Annotated in this window: 17 protein-coding genes; 16 read left to right on the forward strand and 1 reads right to left on the reverse strand. The window is 42.1% G+C overall.

From position 1 onward, the window contains the following. Nucleotides 1–11 precede the first annotated feature (11 nt). Nucleotides 12–467, forward strand: coding sequence for a LytTR family DNA-binding domain-containing protein (locus tag J1C91_RS03495; RefSeq protein WP_002909203.1), 456 nt, complete (start codon nt 12–14; stop codon nt 465–467). Nucleotides 468–477: 10 nt separating this feature from the next. After that, nucleotides 478–894: a DUF3021 domain-containing protein gene (locus J1C91_RS03500; RefSeq protein ID WP_002909204.1), complete on the forward strand. Its 417-nt coding sequence runs from the start codon at nt 478–480 to the stop codon at nt 892–894. 122 nt (nt 895–1,016) lie between these two features. Here J1C91_RS03500 and J1C91_RS03505 read toward each other — a convergent pair whose 3' ends face one another. Further along, the gene (locus J1C91_RS03505; protein ID WP_002909205.1) at nt 1,017–1,970 is read right to left on the reverse strand and encodes a hypothetical protein; all 954 of its coding nucleotides are present in this window, start codon (nt 1,968–1,970) and stop codon (nt 1,017–1,019) included. 106 nt (nt 1,971–2,076) lie between these two features. On the opposite strand from J1C91_RS03505, the gene J1C91_RS03510 reads away from it, so the two are divergent. The 14 genes from J1C91_RS03510 (at nt 2,077) to J1C91_RS03575 (ending at nt 19,794) form a co-directional block, all read left to right on the forward strand. Further along, entirely contained in the window at nt 2,077–2,688 is a 612-nt protein-coding gene (locus tag J1C91_RS03510) for a TetR/AcrR family transcriptional regulator (protein ID WP_002909206.1), read from the forward strand. A 209-nt stretch (nt 2,689–2,897) separates the two neighbouring features. Then, the gene (locus J1C91_RS03515) at nt 2,898–3,245 is read left to right on the forward strand and encodes a hypothetical protein (RefSeq protein ID WP_002909208.1); all 348 of its coding nucleotides are present in this window, start codon (nt 2,898–2,900) and stop codon (nt 3,243–3,245) included. After that, nucleotides 3,246–3,602, forward strand: a complete 357-nt coding sequence (locus J1C91_RS03520) for a class Ib ribonucleoside-diphosphate reductase assembly flavoprotein NrdI (RefSeq protein WP_002909209.1) — start codon at nt 3,246–3,248, stop codon at nt 3,600–3,602. It begins immediately after the preceding gene. 33 nt (nt 3,603–3,635) lie between these two features. Next, complete coding sequence (locus tag J1C91_RS03525) at nt 3,636–3,821, forward strand: hypothetical protein (protein ID WP_002909210.1); 186 nt, start codon at nt 3,636–3,638, stop codon at nt 3,819–3,821. A 291-nt stretch (nt 3,822–4,112) separates the two neighbouring features. Further along, nucleotides 4,113–5,966, forward strand: a complete 1,854-nt coding sequence (locus tag J1C91_RS03530; RefSeq protein WP_002909211.1) for a SpaA isopeptide-forming pilin-related protein — start codon at nt 4,113–4,115, stop codon at nt 5,964–5,966. A gap of 186 nt (nt 5,967–6,152) precedes the next feature. Then, on the forward strand, nt 6,153–6,893 hold the full coding sequence (locus tag J1C91_RS03535; RefSeq protein WP_002909212.1) for a class I SAM-dependent methyltransferase: 741 nt from the start codon (nt 6,153–6,155) through the stop codon (nt 6,891–6,893). 327 nt (nt 6,894–7,220) lie between these two features. Then, nucleotides 7,221–12,440, forward strand: coding sequence for a SpaA isopeptide-forming pilin-related protein (locus tag J1C91_RS03540; RefSeq protein WP_427151640.1), 5,220 nt, complete (start codon nt 7,221–7,223; stop codon nt 12,438–12,440). A gap of 163 nt (nt 12,441–12,603) precedes the next feature. Beyond that, on the forward strand, nt 12,604–13,791 hold the full coding sequence (locus tag J1C91_RS03545) for an NADH-dependent flavin oxidoreductase (protein WP_125438201.1): 1,188 nt from the start codon (nt 12,604–12,606) through the stop codon (nt 13,789–13,791). A gap of 345 nt (nt 13,792–14,136) precedes the next feature. Continuing rightward, nucleotides 14,137–14,268 carry a hypothetical protein gene (locus J1C91_RS03550; RefSeq protein WP_260467419.1) on the forward strand — a complete coding sequence of 44 codons (132 nt, stop codon included), beginning with the start codon at nt 14,137–14,139 and terminating at the stop codon, nt 14,266–14,268. Between the two features lie 178 nt (nt 14,269–14,446). Continuing rightward, nucleotides 14,447–15,208, forward strand: coding sequence for an ABC transporter ATP-binding protein (locus J1C91_RS03555; RefSeq protein WP_002894797.1), 762 nt, complete (start codon nt 14,447–14,449; stop codon nt 15,206–15,208). Continuing rightward, the gene (locus J1C91_RS03560) at nt 15,208–17,196 is read left to right on the forward strand and encodes an ABC transporter permease (protein WP_125438198.1); all 1,989 of its coding nucleotides are present in this window, start codon (nt 15,208–15,210) and stop codon (nt 17,194–17,196) included. Before J1C91_RS03555 ends, J1C91_RS03560 begins: the two co-directional genes overlap by 1 nt. Nucleotides 17,197–17,354: 158 nt before the next feature. Then, entirely contained in the window at nt 17,355–18,755 is a 1,401-nt protein-coding gene (locus tag J1C91_RS03565; RefSeq protein ID WP_125438195.1) for an amino acid permease, read from the forward strand. A 69-nt stretch (nt 18,756–18,824) separates the two neighbouring features. Continuing rightward, nucleotides 18,825–19,331, forward strand: coding sequence for a hypothetical protein (locus J1C91_RS03570; RefSeq protein ID WP_125342352.1), 507 nt, complete (start codon nt 18,825–18,827; stop codon nt 19,329–19,331). Between the two features lie 193 nt (nt 19,332–19,524). Continuing rightward, nucleotides 19,525–19,794, forward strand: a complete 270-nt coding sequence (locus J1C91_RS03575) for a hypothetical protein (RefSeq protein ID WP_002899854.1) — start codon at nt 19,525–19,527, stop codon at nt 19,792–19,794. The last annotated feature ends 63 nt before the right edge of the window (nt 19,795–19,857 follow it).

Consider the following 19,857-nt stretch of genomic DNA (forward strand, 5'->3'; position numbering starts at 1 on the left):
GGAGCTTCCTCTTGCAAGCAAAATTTGAAACAGATCCGACTATTTCTTCCAAGGATCCGCTGGTTGTGGTCAAGGCAGACCAGCTAGGGGCAGAAGCCAAGGCCATCTTAGATTATTTAGAACAGTACAAGGCAGGGCCAAGTGGCGTCCTGCCTATCAAGTCGGACGATAAGCTGGTCATGCTGAAGACTGAAGATATTATCCTAGCAGACATCAACCAGACAACGTTGATGATTTACAGCAGAGAAGGCATTTACCAGACGACAGAGACCTTGACTCGCTTTCAGCAGCGGATTAGCAGCTCGAACTTTATCCAGGTTTCCCGGCATGCTGTCATCAATATTGACCATCTGGAGTCTTTGTCTGACAGCTTTTCTGGCAATATGACGGCCAAGCTGACTAATCAAATCAAAACCGAAGTCAGCCGTCGCTATGTCAAGCTCTTGATGGAATATCTGGGAATCTAGGAGGTAAGTGATGAGTATAAAAAAATGTCTACACGCTATATTGATGGGCATCCAGAGGGGGAGTGCAGTCTATCTGATTGTCCTTGCTCTCTCTATTCAAAAAAATCCGCCCACAACAAGTAATATCATCAGTGTCATGGTGATGAGCGGCTTGATTGGGATTATCAGTTCAATGTTAAAAACTCTTGAAGACCGATTCTCTTTTTCAGTCTCGATTTTACTGCATTTCGTCGCTGTCGCAGTCTTAGTATGCTGTTTCATGGTCTATAATAACTGGGGATTTTTAATTGCCAGCTGGCATTTCTGGTTTAATTTTATTCTGATTTATCTCTTTGTATGGCTCTTTCGTTACTTGGATACAAATCTTAAGACCAAGAAGATTAACAGTGCCTTGGCCAAGCGCAGAAAGGAAAAAGAAGGCAACTAATCTACTGAAAAACGTTCTGACAAGCATATCATAAAAACAAATGGAGCTGGACTATATCCTGCTCCTGTTTTTTATATCTAAAAAACTCAAGCTAAATTTTCTAGCTTGAGTTTTATGTGCTATTACACTCCCAATCTGATATGAGGGAAGTGGTTGTAGAGATAGTCAAAGGTTGACTGGAGTTTGGTATCTGTTGTTTTACCAATGTTCTTAATAGGCATTTGGTATTTCTTTTGATTGTTTCGAATAGCAACTAAGGTTGAGTTTCTGTTTGAAGCAACGAAGCCGCGATGCATGGTAAGAATGTGGTGGTAGAGATGGATGACCTGTTTGAGATCAATCGCCTTGAAACCTCGATAGTAGGTAATGAGATGGTCTTTATAAACAGCAATTTTCAGCACATCGTCGTGGAAAGAAGCTTGCTCAAGCAGGATATTGAGATTATCTTTGGTCTCTGGATAGGCTGCATAGATTTCTTCGTAGGCAGCGATATTTTTCTTGCGGCCGATAATTCCTATAACGACAAAGAAAGCACTGAGTCCAATCAAAAACAGAATATAGAACATGAATGCAAGATTGTCAGATTCAAATTCAGTGATAGAGATATAGGAGCTGCTTGACATTACTGTGATGACTTCGGGATTGTCTGCTAGGAGACCGCGAACGAGGCTGCCATAATTAGAAATATATCCCTGATTCTTCTTAGGGGAGTTAGCATTAACGTAGGAGCCAACAATTCGGACAGGATTTTTTTCTAGCTCTCCACTCTTCTCTTTTTCCAAGAGCTGGGCAATCTGCTTGTCCCCTTTTTTAGCCTGCAGACCAACATATCCGTCTTGGTAGGCAACCAGCCAAACTTGAGTATTATCTTCTACTTCAATCAGGGCCTCTGGGAAAATATATGACACTTCAGCATAGACTGCTGAATCTGCTCCAGACTCGCTATTTCGGTCATAGGCAGTCTTGGTGTTGACTTTTTGGTATTGGATAAAGCCCATCACTGCAGCAACAACTAGAAAAATAAGAGAAATTACCAGTAGGGCGATGGTACCCTGGTTTCGTCTTTCCTTGAGCATAGCTCAACCTCCAAAATATATTCTAAAAGATAATTTGATTACCAAACTATCTTTTTTTGTATAGTATAACATAAATGCTTGACAAGTGGCAAGATTGTGTTAAAATATGAATGAACATAAAAATAAATTCATTCACAAAAGAGGCATGGAAATGGATAAAAAAAATGAGCTCCTGGCTGCGGCTAGAGAAGTCTTTGCAGAAAAAGGCTATAAGGCAGCTGGAATTTCTGATATTGCTAAGAGAAGTCAGATGGCTGTCGGATCCTTTTACAAGTATTATGAGTCTAAGGAAGCTATCTTCTTGGAGGTTTATGTAGCTGAAAATAGCCGTATACGTGAGGAAATCATGCAACGCGTAGACTGGCAGGGCGAGCCCGAGGCAATCGTTGAACAACTTTTTGCAGTCACTTTTGAGTTGATTTCACCCAATAAAATTTTGGCTGAGTGGAACAAGCCGGGCATTTCTCATATTCTGCACGATTACTATAATCAGGATTCCGGCCGAGGATCCAATGCCTTTCATCAGTTTCTGATTCAGACCTTCAGCCAGCGCTTGCAGGAAGAGGGGTTTTCGAAGGAGAAAATAGCTGAGATCATGAAGGTTTATGACTTGATTTACTACATAGACATGCATGTCACAGAGCAGGAATTTTCAGGCTACTTCGATAGTCTTGAGACTTTAGTGAAATATTTTGTTAAGGGAATTTTTTCCAAATAGAGGAAATTCCTTTACTTAGAAGCTGAAGTGAATGAATATTTAAGGAGATTCATTCATTAACAAAGGAGGTGATGTCTTATGTAGTGCGAATAGGAATTGGAAGGTATTCAAGAAATGTGATTGGATAAGTATAAAGTGAATTATTTTTTTAGAAAGTTTTGAATGAATATTAGGAACTGTTCATTCAAAAACAGAAAGTGAGGAAAAGAATGAATAAGCAAGGAGGATTTGCCATGAGCGGATTGGCTATTTTAGGTATCTGTCTGGTCGCGATTGGTCTTTTGACCATTGGCTACGGTGGTGTGACAGTTGGTTTCAGTTTGAGTGTGGATTTTCAGTCATTTTTAGTCGGAGGTCTCATCCTTGTCCTAATCGGAGCAGCTTTGATTCCGGGCTTGCCAGCAGTTGCTAAGCTGGCGGCACTGGCTTTGACAACTTTGTCATTGTTGATTTACATTCACATAATGCCAGATTTGGAGTTCATGCTTATGCTCATCTCAGATGTTGTGGTTTTAGGCTTTGCGGCTTGGTTTGCTATTCTTTTTTTAAGAAAGTAGGTGATGAAGATGATTGTAGTTTATGATTCAAATACTGGTGTTGGTAAACGATTTGCAGAATCACTGGGCTATCCGACCCAGACCATCAAGGAGAAACTGGAAGAGCCTTGTATTCTCATTACTCGAAATGCTGGTGCTGGGAAAATTCCTTGGTCTACCAAACGCTTTATCAAGAAACATCCTGGGCTGATTAAAGGTTTTGTTAACAATGGCGACTCTGTTAAACACGGCCGGACCTTCTGCGGAGCGACTGCCTTGATTATCGAAAAATATGGGCTCAAGCATATCTGTGATATTGACCGAGGCGGTAGTCCAGAAGATGTCAAGACTGTGCAGGCATTTTTGGCGAAGTGCTAGTCTCATCAAGCTTCGCATAAATGGAGGACTCGTATGCCTAGGTTCGAGAAAATTGGGAGCTTGTTTCTGGCTCTGATTTCTGTCTTTATCCTAACGGCCTGCAGGCATGTACAGAAAGAGCCCGACACTTCAAATAAGACGGAAAGAAATTCTTCCAAACAAGAAGAAACAGATCAGAATCAGGTAGACGCAACTTCCAGTGCGTCACAGAAAGATTGACTTTTTTGTCAAAATAGAAGAGCATAATTTGTTCAATGATTTTTAGGTCATCTTTTGACCTGTTTTGCGTATCAATAGGAGAGAGAAGGCTTAGCGTCTTTTTTCTCCTTTTTATGCTAAAACCCTGTGAGCATTCCTATAGTTTTTTAATAGTCAATATGGTACAATGAATTAGTATTGTCTTTCCAGTGTTTGTCAAAAAGGCAGAAAAACATGAAAAGAACGTGTTCGACTGGCTGGCCAATACGCTGTACTTTTAAACAAATTTTACTTGTGAGAAAGGAAGATTGCATGAATAAAAAACTGAGAGTATGGTTTCAGCTCATCATTCTCTGTCTAGGAGTGTTCCTGCCTTTCCTAGCCGGAACCCTTAAGGCTCATGCGGCGGAGCTCAATGATGTCATCACTGAGATGCACCTGACCACTAACTCTGGTAAGCAGCTGACCAATGGTGTAGATATCTGGCAGACCTTCCGAGTCTATGCTAAGTTTGCCCTGCCGGACAACCAAGCCCATGCGGGTGATACGACAGTGATTCATTTGCCGAACGAATTTACCTTTGGGAATTCCTCAGCTATTGAGCTCAAGGATGAAAACGGAGCCCTGGTGGCTAATGGAGTCCTGGATAGCAATGCCAAGACCATCACGCTGACATACACAGACTATGTGGAGCAGAAGTCCAGTGTCAGAGGCGAGTTTTTCTTTTATTCGCGGATTGACCACGAGGTCGTCACAGAGGAAAGGGATATTCCAGCTACTTTCACTGTAGGCAATAATAGGATTCCGGCCGGCAGCATTCACTATAATGGACCTCCGAAAAAGTATGAGTCTCTGCTAGAAAAGAGTGCTTTTCAGTGGGATGCTGATGCTAAGAATGAAATCCGCTACAATATAGCCATTAACCGCAACATGGGCAACTACAAAAATGTCTCTGTGACGGACAAGTTGGGTGATACAAACGCTAAGATTGTTCAAGACTCTGTACGGGTTTATAAGGTTTCTTGGCGCTGGAATAATGGAGATTGGGCGCGTGATTCGACTGAAGACGTAACAGCAGACTTCCAGTCTAAAATGACCTTTGGCGCTGAAGGCGATAGCTTGACAATCAACTTCGGAGATGTAGAAGGCTTCGGCTACCTGCTTGAGTACAAAACACTAGCTGACTACGATTTGGCTGATGGAGAGGTTGTAGGAAATAGGGCTACTATGAACTACAACAATACCGAGACAGTATCTGTCACCAACGAGTACTCTTATCAGATTGCTGGAGGAAAGTCCGAAGGCTATAATTTCAAGGTTAAGGTTCACAAGACAGATGAGTCTAATGCCTCTCTGAGCGGTGCAGTCTTTGAAGTGGTGCGGAAAGCGACCAATAAGGTGGTTGGCACAATCACGACAGATGCAGATGGGAACGCGGAAGTTGGTAATCTTCTGCGCGACACTTATATCCTGCGTGAAACGACTGCCCCAGCTGGTTATGACCGCCTGACAGAGGATATTACCATCAGTCCGACGGATTTTGGTAAGACTTTGAACGTAGGCAGTCCTGCCTCTGGAGACTCTGGAGACAGCAGATTGGTTGCAGTCAATGTAGTCAATAAACAAGCTCAAACTCCAACAAATAAACAGGTAACGTTCAGCAAGGTCAATCTAGCTGGTGAGGAAATTGCCGGTGCACAGATTCAAATTTTCAAGGGACGGGAAAGCAAGGGCAGCACTGTCGCATCTTGGACTTCAGAAGCTGACAAATCTAAAGAAATTAACCTAGAGCCAGGTGTTTACACCTTCCATGAGGAAGCGGCTCCGACAGGTTATCTGGCTGTGACTGATATTGTCTTCCAAGTCAATGAAGATGGCACTGTAACAGTTCTAGACGCTAATAGCAATGCTGTAGAATATACAGATGGTAAGTTATTCATTACTGACCAAGCAGCACCAGCTGAACCTGGTACCCCTGATAAAGCAGTTCAAGGTGGTATTAAGCCAAATCAATCATCTGATTCTGATAAAATAGCTGATGGTCAAGGAAAATCTAAAAAAGTTCTTCCTGCGACTGGCTCTGCTGAAAGTCTTGGACTAGTTCTTGCTGGTCTAGTAGTCCTGACTCTTTTAGGACTTTACCATAAGACTCGACTGAGCAAATAAATAAAGAGAAGATAGAGCAGAATGCTTTATCTTCTTTTGTTTGCACATTTTTTGTCTAGTTTTTTTGCAGCTTACTGAGCAATTTCTTCCAGTTACTCATGCTGGGCAGCCACTTACGGAAAAACTCTTGTTTTTGTCTCAGAATCCTCTATAATAATTGGCAAATAGAAAAAGGAGACAGAAGATATGACAGATACAAAAATACAAGAGAAGCTGAAGCCAGGTTTGAAGTTAGCGGATTTTCAAAAAGATGGAGACATCTATCTGGCGCTGAATTCGGACTATGTCTCAGGGGACAATGCCAAGTATATGACCATGTACAATCGCTTGGCTCGCTGGTATGACTTTGGTGAAAAATGGATAGGGCCACTTCTCCATGGCAAGGCAATTGACAAGCTAAGAAGGGATCTGATGGCAGAAATAGAATGGAAGGACAATTTGTCAGTTCTTTATGTCTCTATCGGAACAGGTCACGACCTACGCTACATTCCTGAGAATATTGACCTGAAAAGCCTAGACTTTGTCGGGGCAGATATTTCCATAGGCATGCTGAAAAAATGCCAGAAATCCTGCGCCAAGAAAACAAATCTGCAGCTCTTTCATGCTTGTGCAGAAGACCTGCCCTTTGAGGATAATAGCTTTGACATCGTCTATCATATCGGCGGGATTAATTTCTTTAGCGATAAGGCCAAGGCCATGCAGGAAATGCTGCGGGTAGCTAAGCCAGGGACTAAAATTATGATTTCAGACGAGACGGCAGACTATGTGGACCAGCAATATAAGAAGAATCACTTCAGCAAGAACTATTTTAAGGACGCTACTGTTGATTTAGGAGAAATTGAGGCCGCTATACCGGCAGGGGTTAAGGAGAAGGAGTTGAAACTCCTCTGGGATGGAAAATTTTATGCCCTGACGTTTAGGAAATAAATCAGAAGAACCGGACTTTGTTTTCGGTTTTTCTATGTTATTGAGGACATTGATTGTCAGACGCAATTGACCCTAGCAATAGTGGTCTGATTTGCAAACGAACCATGCAAATCGTCCACCTTTTCTAAATGACAAAAAGGTAAACAAATGTTAAAAAAATCTTCTTTTGTGTATAGCCATTTTTCTTATAGTATGATAAAATGTAGATGTAATGTATCTATAAATGTTCGCTTTCTAGAAAGCGGGCACTGACAAGATGGGGAAGCTCAGTTAGTATACAATTACATTGTACATTTAAAACTGAATATTGTGAGAAAGGAAAATTGCATGAACAAAAGGATTAGAGCATTGCTCCACCTTATTATTCTTTGTTTAGGAGTCATTTTGCCATCAGTAGCTCCTCTTACTCAGGTGCAAGCAGCTGAGTTTGGTGATGTTATCACTGAGATGAGCCTGAAGAATTCTTCAGGTGGTGATTTGACGCAGGGAATTGATATTTGGGAAACTTTTCGAGTTTACGCAAAGTTTGTCTTGCCGGATAACCAAGTACATCAAGGAGATACGACAAAAATTACCTTGCCTTCTGAGTATGCATTTGGGAACTCTTCAGCTATTGAGCTTAAAGACAGCTCGGATAATGTAGTGGCAAATGGATTTTTGGATTCAACCAACAAGACCATTACTTTGACCTATACAAATTATGTTGAGCAAAAGTCTGGTGTCCAAGGAGAATTCTTCTTCTATGCACGAGTTGACCATGATGTTGTGAGACAAGAAGGTGACTTGAATGGTGGATTTACCGTAGGAGGTCGGATGTTGTATCCGGGAATCGTCCATTATAATGGACCACCCAAAAGATATGACTCAAAAATTGAGAAGAGCTCTTATCAGGCAGCAGAAGACGGTAAGAATGAGGTTCATTACAATATTGCGATTAACCGCAATATGGAGCATTATACCGATGTAACGATAACTGACAAAATTACCTCGCCTAATTTTAAAATCATGAGAGACTCAATTCGGGTCTATAAAATTGCTTGGCGCTGGAATAATGGAGATTGGGTGCGGGATTCAACAGAAGACGTGACAGCTAATTTCCAATCAAAAATTACGGAAAATGCCGCTGGTGATGGATTCACGATTGATCTTGGCGACATGGATGGTTTCGGGTATTTGCTGGACTATAAGACAAAAGCAGATTACGATCTTGTTGATGGTGAGCGTGTTTCCAATAGTGCTACCATGACCTATAACGGTGGTCAAACAACGACATCAGCTGAAAATCGCTCTTATCAGATTGCCGGCGGTGTTGGAGAAGGCTATGTTTTCACTATTAAGCTTCATAAGGTTAATGAAAATGGTGAGAACCTGCAAGGTGCAGAATTTGAAGTTGTTCGTGATCGGAGCGGAGCAGTTGTCGGAAAATTAACCACAGATTCTAACGGGAATGCCAACTTGGGTGACTTGTTGCGCGATGATTATACCATCCGTGAAGTGACTCCTCCTACAGGATATGATAAATTAACTGAGGAAATTAAGATTGGTTCCCAGGATTTTGGAACAGACAAATCTGTATCACGCGAGATCGTCAATAAGAAGACGGTAACCGAGCAGGATGTAACTTTCAAAAAAGTAGATCCAAACGGGAAAGAAATTCCTGGTGCGCAACTGAAAATCTATAAAGGTGATCATGTTGACCAGGAAGAAGCTCCTGTTGCAGACTGGACTTCAGAAGAAAATACTTCTAAAGTGATAAAATTGTCTCCAGGAACCTATACACTGACTGAAGCGAATGCTCCTGCTGGTTATCAATATGTAGAAGACATCACATTTACAGTAGGTGCTAATGGCACTGTTGCTCTTGTGAAAAAAGGAGCAGAAGATACTGTTCAAGCAGCAGGCTCAATTCTGACGATTACCGACAAGGAGGACAATAGTCCTAAAGCTATTACCTTCAGTAAGGTTAACCTAGGCGGTACTGAGATTGCTGGTGCTCAAATTAAGATTTTCAAGGGCAACAAAGCGCAGGGTCAAGCTGTTGAAAGCTGGACTTCTGAAGCTAATCAGTCTAAAGCAATCAATTTGGAGCCTGGTATTTACACTTTCCATGAGGAAGCAGCTCCAACTGGTTACCTGAAAGTAACCGACATCACTTTCCAAGTCAAACATGACGGCACAGTGGAAGTGACCAATGTCGGCGAGAAAGACTCCAAAGGAGAAAACAATAAGGTTGTGACTGACGGAGCAATCTTGAAGGTAACAGACAAGGATGACGACTCAGAACGAGATGTGACGATCAAGAAAGTAGATCCAAACGGGAAGGAAATTCCTGGTGCGAAATTGAAACTCTACAAAGGCAGTCAGATTCGTCCTGAAGCTAAGCCTCTTGCAGAGTGGACATCCGAAGCCAACGCATCTAAGGTAGTAAAATTAGCTCCAGGAACTTATTCTCTGAAAGAGAGCCTTGCTCCTGCTGGATTTGTAGCTGTAGAAGATATTAAATTCACAGTTCATTCTGATGGCACCATTACAGTTGATGCTAAAGGAGCAACAGATTCTGTTGAAGCAAATGGCTTGGTTCTTACTGTAACCGATAAAGAGGACAATAGTCTTAAGGCTATTACTTTCAGTAAGGTCAACTTAGGTGGTACTGAGATTGCTGGTGCAGAGATTAAGATCTACAAGGGAGACAAAGCTGAAGGCCAAGCAGTAGAAAGCTGGACATCTGAAGCTAATCAGTCTAAGGACATCAACTTGGCACCAGGTACTTATACCTTCCATGAGGAAGCAGCTCCAACGGGTTACCTTAAAGTTACTGATATCACCTTCCAAGTCAAAACAGATGGCACAGTGGAAGTGACTAATGTTGGCGAGAAAGACGCTAAGGGTGAATCTAACACCGTTGCAACTAATGGTTCAACTGTTACGGTGACTGACAAAGATGATGACCTACCGCGTAAGATTACCTTTAGTAAGGTTAACCTAGGTGGTACTGAAATTGCCGGTGCCGAGATCAAGATCTACAAGGGCGATAAGGCAGAAGGGCAAGCAGTCGAAAGCTGGACTTCTGAAGCTGGTAAGTCTAAAGAATTAAACTTGACTCCAGGTACTTATACTTTCCATGAGGAAGCCGCTCCAACAGGCTACCTCAAAGTGACCGACATCACCTTCCAAGTCAAGCATGATGGTACAGTGGAAGTGACCAATGTTGGCGAGAAAGACTCTAAGGGCGAAACTAACACCGTTGCGACAAATGGTTCGACTGTTACAGTAACCGATAAGGATGATGATCTCCCGCGTAAGGTGACTTTCAGTAAAGTAAACCTAGGCGGTACTGAGATTGCCGGTGCTCAAATCAAGATTTACAAGGGCGAAAAAGCTGAAGGCCAAGCAGTAGAAAGCTGGACATCCGAAGCTGGTAAGTCTAAGGACATCAACTTAGCACCCGGTACTTATACCTTCCATGAGGAAGCCGCTCCAACGGGCTACCTCAAAGTAACGGATATCACCTTCCAAGTCAAACATGACGGCACAGTGGAAGTGACCAATGTTGGTGAGAAGGACGCTAAGGGCCAAGCTAACACCGTAGCGACAAACGGTTCAACTGTTGCAGTGACTGACAAGGACGATGATCTCCCACGTAAGGTGACCTTCAGTAAGGTCAACCTTGGCGGTACTGAAATTGCCGGTGCTGAGATCAAGATTTACAAGGGCGAGAAAGCTGAAGGCGATGCAGTTGAAAGCTGGACATCCGAAGCTGGTAAGTCTAAAGACATCAACTTAGCACCTGGTACTTATACCTTCCATGAGGAAGCCGCTCCAACAGGCTACCTCAAAGTGACCGACATCACTTTCAAAGTGAAAACTGACGGAACAGTAGAAGTGACCAATGTCGGAGAGAAAGACTCTAAGGGTGAAGACAACCGTGTTGTAGCGAATGGTGCAACTCTAACTGTAACCGATAAAGACGATGACAGTCCCAAAGCGATTACTTTCAGTAAAGTAAACCTTGGTGGTACAGAAATCGCAGGAGCTCAAATCAAGATCTACAAGGGCAACAAGGTTAAAGGCACAGCAGTCGAAAGCTGGACTTCTGAAGCTGGTAAGTCTAAGGATATAAATTTAGTACCTGGCACTTACACCTTCCATGAGGAGGCAGCCCCAACCGGTTACCTTAAGGTTACCGACATCACATTCCAAGTCAAGTATGACGGTACAGTGGAAGTGACTAGCGTAGGAGAAAAAGACGCTAAGGGCGAAGCTAACACCGTTGCAACCAATGGTTCAACAGTAACTATTACCGACAAGGACGATGATCTCCCACGTAAGGTGACATTCAGCAAAGTCAACCTCGGTGGTGCTGAAATCGCCGGTGCTGAGATCAAGATTTACAAGGGCGAGAAAGCTGAAGGAAACGCAGTCGAAAGCTGGACATCCGAAGCAGGTAAGTCTAAGGACATCAACTTGGCACCTGGCACTTATACCTTCCATGAGGAAGCGGCTCCAACGGGTTACCTCAAAGTAACGGACATCACATTCCAAGTCAAACATGATGGAACGGTGGAAGTGACCAATGTCGGAGAGAAAGACTCCAAGGGTGAAGAGAACAAGGTCGTAACCAACGGCTCAACTGTTACAGTAACGGATAAAGACGATGATAGTCCCAAAGCGATTACTTTCAGTAAAGTAAACCTTGGTGGTACAGAAATCGCAGGAGCTCAAATCAAGATCTACAAGGGCAACAAGGCAGAAGGCCAAGCAGTAGAAAGCTGGACATCTGAAGCTGGTAAGTCTAAAGAATTGAACTTGACTCCAGGTACTTACACCTTCCATGAGGAAGCAGCCCCAACCGGTTACCTCAAAGTAACCGACATCACTTTCCAAGTCAAACAAGACGGCACAGTGGAAGTGACAAACGTTGGCGAGAAAGACTCCAAGGGTGAAGACAACAAGGTTGTAACCGATGGTTCCAAAGTGACTGTAACCGATAAAGACGATGATCTTCCACGTAAGGTGACCTTTAGTAAGGTCAACCTTGGCGGTACTGAAATTGCTGGTGCAGAGATTCAAATTTTCCAAGGCAAAGAGGCAACTGGCAATCCTGTAGCGAAATGGACTTCAGAAGCAAATACATCGCATGAGCTTGGATTAGCTCCTGGAGTATATACCTTCCATGAAGCTGCAGCCCCAACCGGTTATCTAGCTGTTACCGACATCGTGTTCCAAGTGAATCTCGATGGCACAGTAACAGTCGTAAATGCCAATGGAAATACAGTAGAATACAAGGGTGGAAAGTTAGTCGTAACTGACCAAACGAAACCGACTGGCCCAGACAAGGATCCGTCTAAAAAAACAGATGAACCAGATCCGAAAAAATCAAATCAAGATAAACCAATAGAAAAAGACCAAGATAAACCTGTAGATAAGGGAAAGACGAAGAAAATTCTGCCTTTCACAGGTACAGAAATCAGCTTTACGCTACTTGCCATAGGCTTGATTATCATAGTTGGTTGTGGGGTTTATTTCGGAATCCGTTTCAAAAAATAAAACAGAAAGCAAGTGTCAATGAACATTGACGCTTGTTTTTTTATGCAACTGACCATCGTTTTCTTACCGGATACCTGATGGTTAATACCACTTACTGAAAAGCCCTTGTTTTTGCCTCTGAATCTTCTATAATAGTTGTCAAAGAAGAAAGGATATTTTTACTATGTCTAAACAAATTATAGACCCGATTCAATTGCGTCACGGTGCCAAATTAACCAACCGTTTGGTGCTGTCCCCTATGTATACTTTCAGTGGCTTAGAAGGAGGATTTGTGTCTGATGATACTTTGCGATACTACGGAGCACGCTCTCAGGCAGCCAGTCTTTTGATTACTGAATTTCATTATGTCAGTCCATCAGGAGGGCCTTGTTACCAGACTGGTTACCCAGTTCAATTAGGTATTTACTCTGATGACCACATTGAAGGGGAGAGAAAATTAGCTGCTGCCCTTCAAAAAGATGGCAATAAAGCGATTTTGCAGCTTCATCATGGTGGGATAGCAGCTTCCGGCCGTGCTTTGAAGGGTGAGGAAGTATTGGCTCCAAGTGCCTTAGATTTTTCTTTTCTGCCATATCCGGTGAGAGAATTGACCGATGAAGAAATCCTTGAAATTATCAAGGATTTTGGTCGAGCAGTCAAACGTGCAGTTCAAGCTGGTTTTTCAGGAGTGGAAATCCATGGTGCCAACCACTATCTGCTGCAGCAATTCTTTTCTAGCACATCCAATGTTCGTCAGGACAGATGGGGCGGAACTTTGGAAAAACATATGGCCTTTCCTTTGGCAGTAGTCAAGGAAGTGAAGCGTGCTGCGGCCAAGTATGCGCCAGAAGATTTTATTATTGGCTATCGGATTAGTCCAGATGAAATCCATGAAGGTCAAGTGGGCTATACTTATGAAGAAGCCAAGCTTTTGGTCAAGGAGCTGGTCAAGCACGAACTAGACTACATCCATTTGTCGCTTTTGACTGGCTATGCTTCAAAACCTGCAGGATCAGACAAGACCTATGCAGCTCATTTTAAGGAAGTAATGGATGAGCAAACTAAACTGATTACAATCGGTGGTGTCTTTAGTCAGGAAGATGCAGAAGCTGCTATTGAGAATACGGCTGCGGATTTGGTTGCAATCGGCCGTGGTACCTTGATTGACCCGCTGTTTGGCTATAAAATACAGACGGGACAAGGAGCAGAAATTGTCCATGAGATTAGCCCTGAGCAGTTGAAAAATTCTCAATTGACACCGGGCTTGCTTGAAGTGTTCAGCCGTAAGGACTCTGGTGGGCTGCCTCCTCTCCCTGGTCATGACAGTATTACCCACCTTCATACTGGTAAATATGGGGATGAAGGGCAGTAAGAATAGCCTATTCAAGATAGTATTGACAGAAGCCTGAACCTCCTCTGGAAAGAAAACTACTATATCTTTAAATTGAGGAAATATATTATGAAAACCGGAAACAAATTCCGGTTTTTTATTCTTGACGAAAGAAGCCGATAGGTATCGTTGAATTTAGGCCTATTGACGCAGTTTAAGGGCAATCGAAAACTATTTTTTCTAAGTGACAAAAATGTAAGTTTAAAGGCTAAAATGAAAGGTTATCTTATGGCAGCTAGTCTGGGAATTCGGTATCCTATAAGTGTAAAGAAAAAGAAGATAACTATCTTCCAAACTAATAATCAGATTTCAAGAAGGAGGCCCGCTATGAAAATCAATTTTTTTAACCATCGCCAAAGTAAACCTAAAGCTCAAAAGATTTCCAAGGAAGAAATCGAGAAGACTCGTCTAGGCTGTGCTTCCAGTCAATATTATTTCTGGCTGCAGTACAGTCACTGAGAGATTCCATTATTCAAGGGTAAGAGAAAGGTCAGTTGACTTTTCTCTTTATCCGACTTGGAGCACAAGATGACAAAAATGTAAGATTGGCGGGCAAAATGAAAGATTAGGTTATGGAAACTTGTCTGTCTTTCCGGTATGATAGTAGTATCAAGTTAAATAAAGAAGAGGTTCGAGTATGACATTATTAGACGTACAACACGTGAAAAAAATTTATAAAACCCGCTTTCAGGGCAGCCAAGTAGAGGCATTGAAAGACATTCACTTTACGGTAGAAAAAGGCGAATATGTCGCCATCATGGGGGAGTCAGGTTCTGGGAAATCCACCCTACTCAACATCCTAGCCATGCTAGACAAGCCAACAGAGGGCCGCGTCTTTCTCAATGGAACTGACACAGCAACCATCAAAAACAGCCAAGCTTCCAGCTTCCGCCGAGAGAAATTAGGCTTTGTCTTTCAGGATTTCAACCTGCTGGATACCCTGTCGGTCAAGGATAATATTCTCCTGCCTCTGGTCCTCTCTCGCCGTCCCATTACCGAGATGATGCAAAAGCTGGTCACGACCTGCAACGAACTGGGGATTAACAAGCTGCAAGAGAAGTTTCCTTATGAGATTTCCGGTGGCCAGAAGCAACGGGTTGCAGTAGCTCGGGCAATTATCACAGATCCTGAAATTTTGTTGGCGGATGAGCCGACGGGAGCCTTGGATTCCAAGTCTTCGGCAGCCCTGCTGGATGTTTTTGACGATATCAATGCACGCGGTCAGACAATTCTCATGGTAACCCACTCAACTGCAGCGGCTAGCCGCGCCAAGCGGGTACTCTTTATCAAGGATGGGATCCTTTATAATCAAATCTTCCGCGGTGACAAGACTGAGCGGCAGATGTTCCAAGAGATTTCTGACACTCTGACAGTTATGGCAAGTGAGGTGAAGGACTAGTGTTTCGATTAGCAGCAAAATTGGCGGTATCCAATCTGATTAAGAACCGCCGTCTCTATTATCCTTTTGCACTGGCTACCTGTGTGGCTGTAGCCATTTCTTATATTTTCAACTCCTTGGCTTTTAATCCCAATCTATCCAAAATGACAGGTGCCAGCTCTGTTATCCTCGTTTTGGTCCTAGGGGTTGTTATTGTAAACATCACAGCTGGAATTATTGTCTTTTATGCCAATCAATTTGTTATGAAGAATCGCTCCAAGGAGCTAGGGCTTTATGGTATGCTAGGTCTTAATAAGAGTCATCTCTTTGTTATGACCTTTATTGAGCTGCTAATCTTCGGGCTAGTGGCTGTATGCTTGGGGCTGACTATAGGTCTTCTCTTTGACCAGCTGATTTATGCCTTTTTGCTCAAGCTCATGGGTACCAAGGTGGTTCTGGTTTCGACCTTTCAACCTTTTGTAATGGTATTGATTATCATATTCTATGCTTTTGTATTTTTCTGCTTGCTGATCAAAAATGGCTTTTACTTAAGAAAGTTTGATGCTCTGCAATTAGTCAAAGAAAAAAATAGCGGGGAGAAAAAGAGTCGCTTTTTACTCTTGCAAACTATTATTGGTATGTCTTCTCTCGTTTTTGGCTATTATCTTGCTTTAGGTGTATCTAATCCGATGGCAGCCATTATCATTTTCTTCGTAGCAGTACTTTTTGTTATTCTAGGGACTTATCTACTTTTCAATGCAGGGACGACTGTTTTCTTACAATTTTTGAAAAAGAGGAAGACATTTTATTATCAGCCTGATAACATGATTTCGGTATCTAATCTAATTTTTCGAATGAAGAAAAATGCAATCGGTTTAGCGACGATTTCTATTTTGTCGACAATGGTTTTGGTTACCTTGTCTGGTGGAGCCAACATTTATGCTGGTGGTGATTATATGCAGAATGCCATGTTCCCGCATGATTTCAGTATCCAAGGAAAAGAAGTAACAGGTGAGGTGCTGGACCAAGCTTTGACAGAGTTTGTTCAAGAGCAGCAGCTGCAGATTAGTAAAAAAGTTATTTACCAGTATTATACGATAGGAGTTAGCGGTCGAACTGGTAATCAGCTAGATATTTATTCTAAGGGACAGAAATCATTCACTCCAAATCTTTATATTTTGGCCATTTCTGAGAGTGATTATCAAGGAATGACGGGTCAAAATCTTCAGCTTAAAGATGATGAAGTAGCCATATTTGAGCAAGGACTGGAACTAGATAGCAAAAAAGATTTACAGCTAGCTGATAAAAATTTAAAAATCAAGAGAAAATTAAAAGAAGATTTTGTTTTCGGTAATATACCCGATCCGATGAATATGATAGTGCCTGAAAAAATCTATATGGTAGCTAAAAATCCGAGTCAAATCTTTTCTTCATTGATGAACGATTACGCTGTCAATGTTAACTATTATGGAGGATTAAATCTCAAGCTTTCAAAAGAAGAACAGAGAAAACTCAAAGAAGCCTACCAAGAAAAGCTAAGCAGTTTTAATACCACCTTACCTGAAAATCAAGCTATTTATGGCTCTGTGACAGCCTTTGATAAGCAAGAAATAAAAGGAATGCTAGGCGGTATGTTCTTTATTGGAATTTTCCTATCAATCGTTTTTATGCTTGGAACTGTTCTTATCATCTACTACAAGCAGATTTCTGAAGGCTATGAAGATCGAGAAGGCTTTGTTATTTTACAAAAGGTTGGATTGGACGAAAAACAAATTAAGAAAACGATTCGTAGGCAGATTCTGATAGTCTTCTTCCTACCACTAATCTTTGCCTTTCTTCATTTGGCTTTTGCCTACCACATGCTGAGCTTGATTTTATCTGCTTTAGGGGTGCTGAATGCCACACTTATGTTAGTAGTGACTCTCGGTGTCTGCGCTCTGTTTATTGCAGTATATGTCGGTGTCTTTCTCATCACATCTCGCAGCTATCGCAAAATTGTGGCTATGTGATAGCAGAGACAGGCATCATATACCTTTCATCTATTTTAAAGACTTAGGCTGAGATTTCTCTCAGCCTTTCTTTTCTCGGTAAATTTCTGAGAAGGATTCCTAAAAGAGAGGAAATATGATAAAATAGGGCGTTAATGCAATTAGGAGAATAAAAATAGATGAATATATTTAGAAAAAAAGATGCTAGTAAGGACAGAACGGGCATGCGCCGTCACTTGAAAATTCCAGATCTGATTTTGCTTGGTATTGGAGCCATGGTAGGAACTGGGATTTTCACCATCACAGGGACTGGAGCAGCCAAATATGCTGGGCCTGCTCTGACCGTTTCGATTGTCATTTCAGCGCTTTGTGTGAGTATTTCGGCCCTTTTTTACGCTGAGTTTGCCTCACGGATTCCGGCCAATGGTGGAGCCTACAGTTATATTTATGCGGTTCTGGGGGAATTTCCTGCTTGGCTGGCTGGCTGGCTGACCATCATGGAGTTCATGACCGCTATCTCAGGTGTTGCCTCTGGCTGGGGCTCTTATCTGAAAGGCTTGCTGAGCGGCTTTGGTATCCAGCTGCCAGCAGCCCTGAATGGTACCTTCAATCCAAAAGCAGGTACTTATGTGGACTTGCTGCCCATTCTGGTATTGGCCTTTGTTACGGGAGTTGTCCTTCTGAACTCAAAGGCAGCCCTGCGCTTCAACTCAGCCTTGGTGGTCTTGAAATTCTCAGCCTTGGCGCTCTTTATCATTGCAGGATTTTTCTTCATCAAACCAGAAAATTGGTCTAACTTTGCACCATTTGGCTTTGGAGAAATTTATGGCGGTAAGGTCGGCATCATGGCTGGGGCTTCACTCATGTTTTTTGCTTTCCTAGGCTTTGAGTCCATTTCTATGGCGGTTGATGAAATCAAAGAGCCTCAAAAGAACGTTCCGCGCGGAATTGTCTTATCCTTGAGCATTGTGACCATTCTCTATATTTTGGTGACCTTGGTCTTGACTGGGATTGTCCACTATAGCAAGCTGGATGTTTCAGATGCGGTGGCCTTTGCCCTGCGCAGCGTCGGACTTGGCTGGGCAGCTAACTATATCTCTGTCGTCGCTATTTTGACACTGATTACGGTCTGCATCTCCATGACCTACGCCCTGTCGCGGATGATTTACAGTATTGCACGTGATGGGCTCTTGCCTCGCTCTTTCAAGAAATTGACAGAGACCAGTCGGGTGCCAAAGAATGCAACGATTCTGGTAGGGATTGCCTCAGCTGTCTGTGCCGGTATCTTCCCCTTAGCTAGCATCGCCTCTTTCCTCAATATCTGCACCTTGGCCTATCTGATTTTATTGGCACTGGCTGTCTTGAAATTGCGGAAAGATCAAGGAATGCCCAAAGCTGGAGAATTCAAAACACCTCTAGTACCTCTGACACCGATTTTATCCATTATTATCTGCCTGTCCTTCATGACCCAGTATACCAAGGAAACCTGGCAAGCCTTTGGAATTGCCCTAGCGCTGGGAAGTCTCATCTATGCCTTCTATGGCTATAGAAACTCAGAAATCGCTGTAAAAGAGAAGTAGGGTGTAGAGATTGGTCGAGAAGATGAAGTGTAGGAACTTGGTAACTATAAACAAAGCAGAAAGAGTTTTATGAAGAAAAATTGTATAAAAGGCCGATGCTATAATATCTCTTTGAATGGTAAGAAAGCTTTTCTCGGATGGTTCTTAATAATTTCTGATAATGGACAGGAATATCTCGTGGAGAGAAATGGAACGATGTCCTGTGGCTGTTTTAGAAAGGTTTATCAAACAGCCTATTCTTTCATACCGCATACTGAATTTTTAAACAAATCAAATAATCTACCTGCTATTGCAGGAACTTCCATAGGTCTTATCTTGGCTAGAATGCTGAGAAAAATAATTCCGCTAAATTTTTTCTTTGGGCCAATAAATCGACCAATGAATATCGGAACTGGTCTTGTAAATATTGGTGTGGCAATAGGATCGATGGTTCTTGCTATGTTTCTTGTAAAATATTATAGAAAGAAACGACTTGAATCTTTTCTAAATAAAAAAGGTTGCAAACTTAGCTTGATTGGAAAAGTAAGAACAAAAGAGCCTATTAAAAAATTGGCCAATGGAATAGAGGTGTGGTAAATGAAACGGTTTAGCATTCGCCAATTATTGGTAATAGGCATTTTGTCAAGTGTAGTATTATTTGTTATGTTTTTTACTCAGCCCAGATTCTTTCTCTTAATACCTATTTTTATTGGAATAGTCTTGTTTTTCAGAGGTATAGAAGTTAGTGGAGACAAAGAGATAGAATTTGAACTAATAGAAGGAGAAAAGAATGAAAAAACTTAACCTAAGCCAAAAGAAGAAAATCTGGCTCTTTGTCCTTGCTTTTATCGCCCTGATCTTACTGGCGATTGTGATCAATATCCAACTGAACCAGCCTGAAGATATGCATGCTGATTATGTTCGGCTTTGGAAGACAACTTGGCATGAGGAAAATAAAGACTGGCTCTATCCACTGAAAAATATCTGTCTTGTTATTCTAGCAGTTCTAGCTGGGTCTGGTTTAATGATTGCATTCTCTAAGAGTGAGAGATGGAAATAAACAACTGTAGATTTAAATGAAATCATCTTACAAAAATGTAAGATTAGCTATGATAAATGTAAG

Origin of the sequence: Streptococcus sanguinis (assembly GCF_050222175.1) — a bacterium.
GTDB classification, from domain to species: domain Bacteria; phylum Bacillota; class Bacilli; order Lactobacillales; family Streptococcaceae; genus Streptococcus; species Streptococcus sanguinis_M.